The organism is Pseudomonas sp. GW821-FHT03C07, from assembly GCF_059420925.1.
This window is the reverse complement of sequence record NZ_JBWKUQ010000002.1, coordinates 81,352-94,337: the sequence shown is the minus strand read 5'-3', so window position 1 is coordinate 94,337 and position 12,986 is coordinate 81,352. Positions and strand designations below refer to the sequence as shown.

General features: G+C 64.2%; 7 protein-coding genes. 4 read left to right on the top strand and 3 right to left on the bottom strand.

The window, feature by feature from the left end:
* Positions 1-70: 70 nt before the first annotated feature.
* Together AC07VG_RS03665 and AC07VG_RS03660 are read left to right on the top strand one after the other, a co-directional pair.
* On the top strand, positions 71-2,347 hold the full coding sequence (locus tag AC07VG_RS03665; protein ID WP_495020516.1) for a TonB-dependent receptor: 2,277 nt from the start codon (positions 71-73) through the stop codon (positions 2,345-2,347).
* A gap of 167 nt (positions 2,348-2,514) precedes the next feature.
* A complete protein-coding gene (locus AC07VG_RS03660) occupies positions 2,515-5,046 on the top strand; it encodes a PepSY domain-containing protein (RefSeq protein WP_495020515.1) in 2,532 nt (843 codons plus the stop codon).
* A 159-nt stretch (positions 5,047-5,205) separates the two neighbouring features.
* Here the strand turns inward: AC07VG_RS03660 and AC07VG_RS03655 are convergent, their stop codons facing one another.
* From AC07VG_RS03655 to ptsP, 3 genes are read right to left on the bottom strand one after another with little or no spacing between them, the layout of a single operon-like run.
* The gene (locus AC07VG_RS03655; protein WP_495000562.1) at positions 5,206-6,960 is read right to left on the bottom strand and encodes a PTS fructose-like transporter subunit IIB; all 1,755 of its coding nucleotides are present in this window, start codon (positions 6,958-6,960) and stop codon (positions 5,206-5,208) included.
* Positions 6,961-6,971: 11 nt separating this feature from the next.
* Positions 6,972-7,913 carry a 1-phosphofructokinase gene (gene pfkB, locus AC07VG_RS03650; RefSeq protein ID WP_495020514.1) on the bottom strand — a complete coding sequence of 314 codons (942 nt, stop codon included), beginning with the start codon at positions 7,911-7,913 and terminating at the stop codon, positions 6,972-6,974.
* Positions 7,913-10,774 carry a phosphoenolpyruvate--protein phosphotransferase gene (gene ptsP, locus AC07VG_RS03645; protein ID WP_495020513.1) on the bottom strand — a complete coding sequence of 954 codons (2,862 nt, stop codon included), beginning with the start codon at positions 10,772-10,774 and terminating at the stop codon, positions 7,913-7,915. The genes pfkB and ptsP overlap by 1 nt, the downstream gene beginning before the upstream one ends.
* A gap of 391 nt (positions 10,775-11,165) precedes the next feature.
* Here ptsP and cra point away from each other — a divergent pair, with 391 nt between their 5' ends.
* Together cra and AC07VG_RS03635 are read left to right on the top strand one after the other, a co-directional pair.
* Entirely contained in the window at positions 11,166-12,161 is a 996-nt protein-coding gene (gene cra, locus AC07VG_RS03640; RefSeq protein ID WP_495000559.1) for a catabolite repressor/activator, read from the top strand.
* Positions 12,162-12,163: 2 nt separating this feature from the next.
* Positions 12,164-12,955 (top strand): TatD family hydrolase, encoded by a 792-nt coding sequence (locus AC07VG_RS03635; protein WP_495020512.1) that lies wholly within the window; start codon positions 12,164-12,166, stop codon positions 12,953-12,955.
* Positions 12,956-12,986: the final 31 nt, after the last annotated feature.

Below are 12,986 nucleotides of genomic sequence, written 5' to 3'. Positions count from 1 at the left end.
ATCGCAGTTGATACAAATACTCGTTTACCCTATATTCCGCCGCCTCGAAACCTTGGGGAGGGAATGCCACATGTCACGCCAACAGCCACATCTTCCAGTCAGTTCACCACGTCTGCTCGCTTCGGCGATGGGGGTGGCCATGACCGCCACCGCCGCCACACAGATGGTGCAAGCGGCCGAGGACACTGACGGCAAGCACCCACGCAACAGCATTGCGCTGGACGCCACGAGCGTGACCGCAGAAGCCCAGGAGTCGACGTCCTACCAAGTGGAAAAAGCCTCCTCGCAAAAGTACACCGCGCCCTTGACCGACACCCCGCGCTCGGTGACCGTCGTCCCGCAACAGGTGCTCAAGGACACCGCCGCCACGTCCTTGCAAGATGCGTTGCGCACCGTACCCGGGATCACCTTTGGTGCCGGTGAAGGGGGTAACCCGCAAGGCGATCGACCGTTCATTCGGGGCTTCGACGCCCAGGGCGACACCTATGTCGACGGCGTACGCGACACCGGCGCGCAATCGCGGGAAATTTTCGACGTCGAATCCATAGAAGTCAGCAAGGGCCCGAACTCGTCCTTCGGCGGCCGCGGCTCGGCCGGTGGCAGCCTGAACCTGGTCAGCAAATTGCCCAAGCAGCAGGACTTCACCAATGGCGGCTTCACTTACGGTTCCGACCAGACTCGCCGCTACACCCTGGACGTCAACCGCCAGTTCCTCGACAGCGCCGCGTTTCGCCTGAACCTGATGAGCCACGAGCAGAACGTTGCCGGTCGCGACGCGGTCAACTACGACCGCTGGGGCGTCGCCCCCTCGTTGAGCTTCGGCCTCGGCACCGATACCCGTGTCAACCTCAGCTACTACCATATGCAAAGCAACGACCTGCCGGACTCGGGCATTCCCTACGGTTTCAGCTCGCCAACCGCCACGGCTCACGTTCACGACAAACCGACCGACGGCGGCGACAGCGACAACTTCTACGGCCTGAAAGACCGCGACTTCCGTAAAACCCGCAGCGACATCAGCACCTTTGCCTTCGAGCACGACCTCAGCGATGCGATGACCCTCAAGAACACCTTGCGCCATGGCAACACCGGCCAGGACTACATCCTGACGCAACCGGACGATAGCAAGAACAACGTCAACAAGTACGGGACGGTCTGGCGCCGCGCCAACACCCTGGTGTCGAACACCGAAACCACCACCAACCAGACGGATCTGTTCGGCAACTTCCACCTGCTGGGCCTGAAAAACACCTACTCGACGGGGGTCGAGTTCAGCCGTGAGGAAAGTCGCACCAGCAGCTACAACGTCGCCGGCAATACCGCACAAGTCTGCAACCCGGGCACGACGCCAAGCTGCACCTCGCTGAGCAATCCCAACCCGAATGACCCCTGGACCGGCGCCATTACCCGCAACTACGCGGGCACCCAGACCACTGGCGACACCCGGGCGGCCTATGTCTTCGACACCCTCGAACTCGATCCGAAATGGCTGCTCAACGTCGGCCTGCGGTATGACGCCTTCAATACCAAGGCCGACAACACCACCACCGGCAAGACCAGCAACGACAGTCACTTCTGGAACTGGCAGAGCGGCCTGGTGTGGAAACCGCTCGAGAACGGCAGCGTCTATGTGTCCTACGCCACGTCCGCCACGCCACCCGGTGCGATGCTCGGCCAGGGCAGCGACGGCAACCCGCTGACCGCCGGCAACAGTACGCTGCAAAGCGATCTGGAACCGGAAACCACCACCAACTACGAGCTGGGCACCAAGTGGGATGTGTTCCACGACCGCCTGTCCCTGACCGCCGCGATCTTCCGCACCGAGAAGGAAAACACCCGGATCCTGGTCTCCCAAAACATCTACGAAAATGCCGGTACGTCCCGGGTCGATGGCCTGGAGCTGTCGGCCAGCGGCAAGATCACCGACAAATGGCAGCTGTTCGCCGGCTACAGCTATCTCAAGAGCGAGCTGGTGGACGCTGGCCTGACCGGGCGCAGTGGGGCGATCACGGCCGGGGCCGCACAGGCCAGCGGCAACCAGATGCCGAACACGCCGAAGAACAGCTTCAGTCTGTGGACAACCTATGAAGTGCTGCCGAAGCTGACCGTCGGGGGCGGTGCCTTTTACGTCGATGAGGTCTACGGCGACGCGGCCAATACCGTCTATGTACCGGCCTACACCCGTTACGACGCCATGGCCAGCTACAAGCTGACGAAGAACATCGACCTGCAGTTGAACGTTCAGAACCTGACCAACGAGACCTATTACGACAAGGCCTATGCCGCCCACTTCGCCAACCAGGCGCCGGGGCGGACTGCCTTGCTCACCACCAGCTTCCACTTTTAAAGCCAGGGCAGCGACAGTGCCCTCAGCCCCGCTCATGCCTGTGAGTGGGGCTTTTGTCTGCCTTGTTACACGAGAAAAATACCGCGAATATGAATTCGTCGCATTCTCACAAACACACGGCATAATGCGCGCCGGAAGAATCACTTCGAGAGAGCAAGGCGGTCGCCGTGTTGAAGAAAACACTGTTCCAACTGCATTGGCTGTTCGGCATCAGCGCCGGTCTGGTGCTGGCCTTCATGGGGATCACCGGGGCCACGCTGTCCTTCCAGGACGAGCTGTTGCGCCTGTTCAATCCCAGTGTCCTGCAACTCGACGTGCCGGCCCATGGCGAAGCCCTGCCCCCGGCCGAACTGGTGCGCAAGCTCGAAGCTCGCGAGGGCAAGAGCGTTGCCATGCTCTGGGTTTCCCCCCATGGCGACCACGCCGCGCGGGTCGCCTTCAGCCCCCCGCCGGGTGAACGCCGTGGGCAGATGCGCTACTTCGACCCTTACACCGGGGACTACCAGGGCGAGGCGCAAGGCCAGGACTTCTTCGCTCTGATGCTACAACTGCACCGTTTTCTCGCCCTGGGCGATACCGGCCGGCAGATCACTGGCGCGTGCACCCTGATACTGGTGTTCTTCTGCCTCTCCGGACTCTATTTGCGCTGGCCGCGCCAGGCCCTCAATTGGCGGGTCTGGCTGACCTTCGACTGGGCGAAAAAAGGTCGCGCCTTCAACTGGAACCTGCACGCGGTCGTCGGTACCTGGTGTCTGCTGCTCTACCTGCTGTCGGCGCTGACCGGCCTGTTCTGGTCCTACGAGTGGTACAACAACGGCCTGAACAAACTGCTGGCCGATTCACCGATACAGCATCGTGGGGCTGGACAACACAAGCCGCCCCCCAGCGGCCCGGCACCGAACGCCGACTACGATGCCATCTGGGCCAGTCTCCAACGGGCCGCGGGGCCCGAGCTCAGCGCCTACAACATCCGCATGCCGGCGGTGGCCGGTCAACCGGCAACGGTCTACTACCTGCTCAAGGATTCCCCCCATGAGCGCGCCCTCAACCAGATCAACCTGGACCCGGCCACGGGTGGTATCCGCGACCAGTTGCGCTACGCCGAGCAAAGCCTCAAGGCGCAATTGCTGACCAGCGTTTACGCGCTGCACGTCGGCAGCTACTTCGGGATCAGCGGGCGAGTCCTGCTGACCCTGTCGAGCCTGAGCATGCCGCTGTTCTTCGTCACTGGCTGGCTGCTGTACCTCGATCGGCGGCGCAAGAAACGCCAGGTACGGCAGGCCCGCCTGGAGCTGGAACCGCAACACGGCGATGCGCCAGCCTGGCTGATCGGTTTCGCCAGCCAGAGCGGTTTCGCCGAACAACTGGCCTGGCAGAGCGCCAGTCAGTTGCAGGCCGCTGGCGTGCCGGTGCGGGTCAGTCCGCTGGCCGACATCAATGCACGGGACCTGCGCGAATCGCCGCATGCGTTGTTCGTTGTCAGCACCTTCGGCGACGGCGAAGCGCCGGACAGCGCCCGCGGATTCGAGCGCAAGGTGCTCGGCCAGCCGCTGCCCCTCGACACCTTGAACTATTCGGTACTGGCCCTCGGCGACCGGCAGTACCCGCACTTCTGTGGTTTCGCCCGACGTCTGCATCAGTGGCTGGAAGCGCGCGGCGGCAATCCCCTGTTCACCCCGATCGAAGTCGACAACGGCGATCCCTATGCCCTGCGTTACTGGCAACAGCAACTCAACCAACTGACCGGCGGCGCGCCTCCGGTAGCCTGGCAGGCACCGGGTTTCGCCAACTGGAGCTTGCGCCAGCGCGACCTGCTCAATCCGGGCAGCACCGGTTCGGCGGTCTACCTGCTGGGCCTGACAACCGCGACAGCGATCCCATGGCAAGCTGGCGACCTGGTGGAAATCCTCCCACGCCAGAGTGCCCAGGCGGTGGAACGCTTCCTCGCCGGACTCGGGCTTGAGGCCAATAGCCCGGTGCAACTCGACGGACTGCGGGAGAACCTCGCCCAGGCCCTGGGCGGACGCCAGTTACCGGAGAACCGGATCCATCTGCTCGGCCTGCATGCCCAGGCGCTGGTGGATGCGCTGATCCCACTGAGCCCGCGTGAGTACTCCATCGCCTCCCTTGAAAGCGATGGGCAACTGGAGTTGCTCGTGCGCCAGGAACGCCATGCCGATGGCAGCCTGGGCCTGGGCTCCGGGTGGTTGACCGAGCACGCGGCGCCAGGTTCCAGCATCAGCCTGCGGGTGCGGCGCAACAGCGGCTTCCATCTGCCGACGGTGCCGTGTCCGCTGATTCTGCTGGGCAACGGTACGGGCCTGGCGGGATTGCGCAGCTTGCTCAAGGCGCGCATCGCCGATGGCCAGCGGGACAACTGGCTGTTGTTCGGCGAGCGCAATATCGCCCACGATTTCCACTGCGCGCAAGAGTTGAAAGATTGGCTGGCCAGCGGTGACCTGGCGCGCCTAGACCTGGCGTTTTCCCGCGACCAGCAGGAAAAGATCTACGTCCAGGATCGCCTGCGTGAAGCAGCGGCTGAACTGCGCCAATGGCTGGCGGGTGGGGCGGCGATCTATATCTGCGGCAGCTTGCAGGGGATGGCGACGGGTGTCGATCAGGTGCTGGTGGAATTGCTCGGGGCCGAGGCTGTCGAGCAACTGATAGAGCAAGGGCGGTATCGGCGCGATGTGTACTGAGGCCCGGCGAGACACCGCGTTATCGTTCATCGCCGGCAAGCCAGCGCCTACAGTGTCCGCGTCGAGTCAGATAGCCATATACGACGCAATAACCTGTAGGAGCCAGCTTGCTGGCAATGGCGGAGCAACTGCCGCTGCCGCATCCGAAGCCGAACGCAATCAGGCCCGCGCCGGCTCCACCGTCAACTCAACCACTTCCGGCCGCTTGAGCAGCGCATAGGCCAGCGCCGTCAGCAGGCTGCCGGCGATAATCGCCAGCAGGTACGGCAACGTATGGTTGATCGCATTCGGGATCAGCATCACGAACAACCCGCCGTGGGGCGCCATCAGCTTGCAGCCGAAATACATCGACAAGGCGCCGGCCAGCGCGCCGCCCGCGATGCTCGCTGGAATCACCCGCAACGGGTCCTTGGCGGCAAACGGAATCGCTCCCTCGGAGATAAAGCACAGCCCCAGCACCAATGCCGCCTTGCCCGCCTCGCGCTCACTCTGGGCGAATTTGTGTCGCGCAATCAGCGTGGCAATCCCCAGGCCGATCGGTGGCACCATGCCCGCCGCCATGGTCGCCGCCATCGGTGCATAACTCTGCGATGCCAGCAGGCCGACCGAGAACGCATAGGCCGCCTTGTTGATCGGCCCACCAAGGTCGACGCACATCATTCCGCCCAGCAGCACCCCGAGCAAAATGGCGTTGGTGGTGCCCATGCTGTCGAGGAAATGGGTCAGCCCTTCGAGCATCCCGGCCACCGGCTTGCCCACCACGTAGATCATCACCAGACCGGTAAACAGGCTCGCCAGCAGCGGAATGATCAGGATCGGCTTCAATGCCTCAAGACTGCTGGGCAGCCGCGCATAACGATTGATCGCCTTGGCACTGTAGCCGGCGAGAAAACCGGCGACGATGCCGCCGATAAAACCCGCGCCCAGGGTGCTCGCCAGCAGGCCGCCGATCATCCCCGGCGCCAGGCCTGGACGGTCGGCAATCGAGTAGGCGATATAGCCGGCCAGCAACGGCACCATCAACTTGAACGCGCTTTCGCCACCGATCTGCATCAAGGCCGCCGCCAGCGTGCCGGGCTCCTTGAAGGCGGTGATGCCGAAGACGAACGACAAGGCGATCATCAGGCCGCCCGCCACCACCATCGGCAACATGAACGAAACACCGGTGAGCAGGTGCTTGTAGACACCGGTTTTTTCCTGCTTGGCCGGAGCCCCGACGTTGCCCGTCGCGGCCTGTTCTGGCTGACCTTCGGCCAGGGCCTTGTTGAGGGTCGCGTCCGGTTGCTTCAAGGCGATGCCGGTACCGCAACGATAGATTTTCTTGCCGGCGAAACGCTCGGTGGCGACTTCGATATCCGCCGCCAGCAGCACCACATCGGCCTCGGCAATCGCCGTCGCGCTCAGTGGGTTACGGGCGCCGACGGAACCCTGGGTTTCCACCTGCAGGTCATAACCCAGACGCTTGGCCGACTGCTGCAAGGCTTCGGCGGCCATGAAGGTGTGGGCCACCCCGGTCGGGCAGGCGGTTACCGCCACCAGCCGTGGTGCGCGCTTGGCAGCTGCCACCGGTTCGGTTACCGCGTCAGGCACAACCTCGGGCGCGACCAATACCCGCGCTTCTTCGGCACCGCGCCGCAACACCGCCTCGACATCCTGCAAGGCCTGGGCCGGGGTGCTTTGAAAAACCCGCTTGCCGATAAACCGCGACATCTCCACCGGCACGCTGCTGACCAGCAGTACCCATTCGGCGGCCTCCACCGTCGCCGCCGACAATTGGCGCTCCGGGTGCTGGCTGTCGTGGACTTCGACGCTGGTGCTCCAACCCTGGCGCTGGGCCGCTGCATCGAGCAGACGGGCACACAGCACACTGGTAACCATGCCGTTCGGGCAGGCGGTAACAATGGCTAATTTCATCACTATCCCTCTTATTGTTCTGTCAGGGCGTGCACGCGGACGCCGCTTTCAAGCTGCGCCAACTGCGCCCTGTCGCTGATACCGAAACCGATCTGGGTCACCGCCTGGGCAGCAATCGCGGTGGCAGTGCGCAGGGTCTGCTCGGCGGCGTGACCGCTGAGCAGACCGTGCAACATGCCGGCCAGCAGGGAGTCACCGGCACCGACCGTGCTGGCGACTTTCACTTTCGGCGGTACGGCCTGCAACGCCGGTGCGCTGGAAAACCAGTTCACCCCCTCGGCACCCTGGGAAATCACCACGTGTTCGATCCCCTGGGCATGCAGCCGTGCGGCGATTTCGACCTGGCTTTGTAGCGAGGTCGCGGGGATCCGCAAGGCCTCGGCGAGTTCCTCGCCATTGGGCTTGATCAGCCAGGGCGTCGCCGCGAGGCCGGCACGCAATGCCGCGCCGCTGGTGTCCAAAGCGACTTTCAGACCGAGGTTCTTCAAACGCAGCAACAATGCCTGCAACCACTCGGGGCTCACCCCTTGCGGCAAGCTGCCGGCCACCACCACGGCGTCGTGACCCGGTGCGATCAGGTCGAGTTTGTCCAACAGGGCTTGTCGCGCCTGTTCACTGACCAGGGGGCCTGGGCCATTGAGATCGGTGATCCGTCCGTCATGCTCGGCCAGCTTGATATTGCTGCGGGTTTCCCCCGGCACCCGAATAAAGGCATCGACAAAGCCGCGACGCGCCATCAGGGCCTCGAACGCTTGCGGGTTGCAGTCGCCGAGAAAACCGCCCACGGTCAGTTGATGGCCCAGGTCCGCCAGCACCTGGGCGACATTCATCCCTTTACCGGCGGCGTGGGTCTGCATCGCTTCGCTGCGGTTGACCTGGCCGGGCTCCAGCCGCGCCAACTGCACGGTCAGGTCCAACGCCGGGTTCAGGGTCAGGGTCAGAATCCGCGCCATTACAAAGCCTCCACCAGCGCACGGACTTCATCGCCGCTGCCCACCGCGAGGGCGGCCTGGGCCAGCGCTTGGGCCTGGGGCAGACTCAGTTCACGGACCCGGGCCTTAACCTCGGGAATGCTGCGCGCCGAGACGCTCAATTCATCCACCCCCAGCCCGACCAGCACCGGCACCGCCAAGGGGTCCGCCGCCAGCTCGCCGCACACGCCGACCCATTTGCCATGGGCATGGGCGGCGCGCACGGTGATATCGATCAGTTGCAGCACCGCCGGGTGCAGGCCATCGGCCTGGGCCGAGAGGGTCGGGTGACCGCGGTCGATGGCCAGGGTGTACTGGGTCAGGTCGTTGGTGCCGACACTGAAGAAGTCCACTTCCTTGGCCAGCACCGGCGCCAGCAACGCCGCCGACGGTACCTCGATCATGATCCCCAGTTGCAGGTCGGCCACCGGAATTTCCAGCCGCAGGCGTTCGGTCATGTCCCGGGCCTGGCGCCACTCGGCGACACTACCGACCATCGGGAACATGATCCGCAACGGCCGGTTGTCGGCGGCGCGGAGCAAGGCGCGCAACTGCCCTTCCATGATCTGTGGACGTTGCAGGGTCAGGCGAATACCGCGTACACCGAGGAAGGGATTCTCCTCCTTGGCGATCGGCCAATACGGCAGCGGTTTATCGCCGCCCACATCCAGGGTCCGCACCACCAGCGGACGCCCCGCCAGGCCATCGAGCACGCGACGGTATTCGGCTTCCTGGGTCGCCTCGTCCGGCGCCTGCGAATGGGCCATGAAAATCAGTTCAGTACGCAGCAGGCCAATGCCTTCGGCACCCTGCTCCACCGCGCTGGCGACGCCCGCGCTTTCGCCGATATTGGCGAACACCTCAACCGCATGGCCATCGCGGGTCAGCGCCAGTTCGTGGCGCTGCTCCGAGGCCAGCCGCAGGCGTTGTTCGCGGGTGTCACGTTCCTGCAAGGCGCGCTGCAGGGTCGCCTCATCCGGCGACACATGCAGGCGACCGCGCTGCCCATCGATCAGCAACGACGTGCCAGGCGCCAGCAGCAGCACCGCCGCGCCGGCACCGACCAGGGCCGGAATGCCCAGGGCCCGGGCCACGATCGCACTGTGGGCCGTGGCCCCGCCGCGGGCCGTGAGAATCCCGGCGACCCGCGCCGGGTCCAGCCGCGCCACGTCCGATGGCCCGACTTCATCCATCACCAGCACATAAGGCTGGTCGGGCTCGGCCAGGGTTTCGATGCCGCACAATTGCGCCAGCACGCGCCGGCCAACATCCCGCAGATCCGCCGCGCGCTCGGCCAGCAAGGCATCCTGCAAGGCCTCCTGCTGACGGGCCGCCGCCTCGATCACCGTCATCCAGCCGGCCTCGGCGCTTTCGCCCTGCTTGAGCCGGGCTTCGACGTCGTCGCTCAGTTCCGGGTCGTCGAGCATTTCCTGGTGGGTAATGAAAATTTCCCGGATGGCCTTGGCCTTGCTGCGCTGGATCAGACCTTCGATATCCTGGCGCACCAGGTCCAGGGCCTGTTGCAGGCGCTGACGCTCAACCAGCGCGGACTCGCCGCGCAACGGGTAATCGAACTGCGCCAGCACCTGGACATGCGCCGGGCCGATGGCGATCCCCGGTGCGGCGGCGATGGCCTGGAGCTGGCTGCCAGCACTCGGCGCCAGCAGCGGCACGAGCACTTCCTCCGCGGCCAGGGACGCGACACTGACCACCGGCAATGGCTCGATTTCCTCACCCAGGCCTTCCGCCACTGCCGCCAGAAGCGCGGGCAAGGCATCGGCGGCAATGCTTGGTTCAGCAATAAATTCCAGCACCTGGCCACGCCGGGCGCCGAGGCTGAGCAGCTTGCTCAGGCTTTTCACCGACACGGAGCTAGCGGCGCCATCGACGATGCGCACGCGGATATCACCTTCGAAATTCTTCGCCAGTTGTGCCAGGACTTTCGCCGGCCGGGCGTGCAAGCCATGGGCATTGGCCAGGGCAATCCGCGCGCTCGGCCAATCGGCCGGCAACTCACCGCCGAGGACTTCGAGCACCGCGCGGCTGCTGGTGGCGCGACCGAGCTCATGACCTCGGCCTTCGATCAGCAACGCACACAGGCGCTCGAGCAGAGCCTGGTGTGCTGCGCCGAGACTGGCCAGGCAGAACAGGCCGCTCAGGGGCTGGCCGAGGTAGCGCATCGGTTTGTTCGGGGTGACGAAGGCCAGGCCCGGACGCTTGACCGTCTGTTCACTGTGCAACCACCACAGGCCGTCCCCCAGGGGCAAGGCTTCGACCTGCTGCAACACGGCGGCAAAACCGTTGCTGACGCAATCGGCCTGGCGCAACAACCGCGCGCCGCGCCAGACCAATTCTTCGAAATCGTCGGCGGCCACGCCCAAGCCGATCATCTGGGCATCCAGCGCCAGTTCCTGCGGCGCGCCCTGCAACAGCTTCAGCAGCGCTTCGGCGGAACTGGCACGCCGCAGGGCCTGGCCCAGATCGGTTTCGCCAAGGGCCCGGGTCAGCAGTTGCAACAGGCGCAAGTGCTCGTCGGAACGCGCCGCGATACCAATGGCCAGGTAGACGATCTGGCCGTCGCCCCAGTCCACACCATCGGGAAACTGCAACAGGCGCACGCCGGTGGCGAACACCAGGTCGCGGGTTTCCGGCGTGCCGTGGGGAATCGCAATACCTTGGCCGAGAAAGGTCGAGCCCTGGGCCTCACGGGCCTGCAAGCCCGCCAGGTAACCCTCGGCCACCAGGCCGTCAGCCACCAGTCGGTTGGCGAGCAGTTGCAGGGCCGCAGACTTGTCCACGGCCGACTGGCCCATGGAAATCTGCTCAACGGTAAGCTCGAGCATGCCTTTCTCCTATTCAGCGCCATAGGGGCGCTAGGTATTGTTTTGAATGAATCAGCTTAGGCGGGTGGCCTGAACAATGTGCAACGGTCTTTCGGCAGGACCGTGACACAGGCCGAATGTCCAAAAAATACGCTTGCTGAAACGTTTAATCTAGAGTGTTCGTTACGTTACTCGATTATTGTTCCGTGTTGAAGCCCAACCTGTCAGCTAGCGCTCGATCATCCCCTGGTAAATGCAGGAATGGGCACACGGCGTTTGTCAGCGAATCTTTTGCCGGGCTCACGGGCCTCTTCGCCGGCAAGCTCCGCGCCCACACAGTCGGCTGCTGGAATAGGATACGATCAGCGAAAATGCAGACATGAACGCTGCAGCAAAATAAGGAACTCCCCGTTTGAAACTCAGTGATATCGCCCAGTTGGCCGGTGTGTCCGTCACCACCGCCAGCTACGTGATCAATGGCAAGGCCGAGCAACAGCGTATCAGCAGCAGCACCGTCGAGCGGGTGCGGGCAGTGGTCGAGCAACATGGCTTCACGCCCAACCCGCAGGCGGCCGGGCTACGCAGTCGCAATACGCGAACCCTGGGTTTCATTCTGCCGGACCTGGAAAACCCCAGTTACGCGCGCATCGCCAAGCTGCTCGAGCAAGGCGCCCGCGCCCGCGGCTATCAGTTGCTGATTGCCAGTTCCGACGACGCCCCCGACAGCGAGCGACAACTGCTGCAACTGTTCCGCGCGCGGCGCTGCGATGCGCTGTTCGTCGCCAGTTGCCTGCCGGCTGATGACGACAGCTATCACCTGCTGCAGGCACGCGGCACACCAGTGATTGCCATCGACCGGGAAATGGAACCGGCGCACTTCTGCTCAGTGGTCAGTGACGACCATCAGGCCAGCCTGCAATTGACCCGCAGCCTGCTGCAGCCCTTGCCGCGGCATATCGCCCTGATTGGTGCCCGCTCCGAGTTGAGCATCAGCCGTCAGCGCGCCGCCGGATTCCAGGAGGCCTTGAAGGGCTTCAAGGGTGAAGTGCTGATCGAGCATGGCGAAGCTTTCAGCCGCGAGTGCGGGCGTCGGTTGATGGACGATCTGGTCAAGCGCCTCGGCCATCTGCCAGATGCCCTGGTCACCACCTCCTACGTTCTGCTACAAGGCGTCTTCGATGCCCTGCACGATCACCCGCTCAAGCCGCAACCGCTGCGTCTGGGGACCTTCGGCGATACCCAACTGCTGGATTTCCTGCCCTTGCCGGTCAACGCCATGGCCCAGCAGCATCAGTTGATTGCCGATAAGGCCCTGGAACTGGCCCTGGCCGCCATCGAGGAAAAGAACTACCAACCTGGCGTCCAGGCCATCGCCCGGACCTTCAAGCAGCGCATCCACGAGGTCTGACAGTGGAGTTGATCGACACCCACACCCACCTCGACTTTGCCGATTTCGATGCCGATCGTGGCGAGGTCCTCGAACGCAGCCGTGCCCTGGGCGTGGGCCGGATGGTCGTGTTGGGAGTCTATCAAGCGAACTGGCAGCGGGTCTGGGACCTGGTGCAAAGCGACTCGCGGTTGCACGCAGCGTTCGGTTTGCACCCGGTGTATCTGGATGATCACCGCCCGGCGGATCTCAACGAACTCGGTGACTGGCTAGCGCGCTGCGCGGGCCATCCGCAGCTGTGCGCGGTGGGCGAGTTTGGCCTGGATTATTTTTTGCCACAGTTGGATCGTGAACGCCAGCAAGTGCTGTTCGAAGCCCAGTTGCAACTGGCGGTGGACTTCGCCCTGCCCGCGCTGCTGCATGTGCGCAGAAGCCACGCGGCGACCATTGCCACCCTCAAGCGCTTTCGCCCGGCTCGCGGTGGCATCATCCACGCCTTTGCCGGCAGTCGCGAGGAAGCCCGGGAATACCTCAAGCTGGGCTTCAAGCTGGGCCTGGGCGGTGCCGGCACCTGGCCGCAGGCCTTGCGCCTGAGCAAGGTCATCGCCGACCTGTCGCTGGACAGCGTGGTACTGGAAACCGATTCACCGGACATGGCGCCGGTGATGTTCGCCGGCCAGCGCAACAGCCCCGAGCACCTGCCAGCGATTTGTGCCGCGCTGGCCGGGTTGATGGGGGTTAGTCCAGAAACCCTGGCGAACGCCAGCACCGTCAATGCCTGTGCGCTCTTCAACTGGCCGGCAAAGGCGGCCTGAGCAGCGGTTAGCCCTCCAGGATCAACGCGAT

Coding starts and splice junctions, on each gene's coding strand:
- pfkB (WP_495020514.1), bottom strand. CDS start 7,913: ATGGCGCGGATTCTGACCCTGACCCTGAACCCGGCGTTGGACCTGACC.
- ptsP (WP_495020513.1), bottom strand. CDS start 10,774: ATGCTCGAGCTTACCGTTGAGCAGATTTCCATGGGCCAGTCGGCCGTG.
- AC07VG_RS03665 (WP_495020516.1), top strand. CDS start 71: ATGTCACGCCAACAGCCACATCTTCCAGTCAGTTCACCACGTCTGCTC.
- AC07VG_RS03655 (WP_495000562.1), bottom strand. CDS start 6,960: ATGAAATTAGCCATTGTTACCGCCTGCCCGAACGGCATGGTTACCAGT.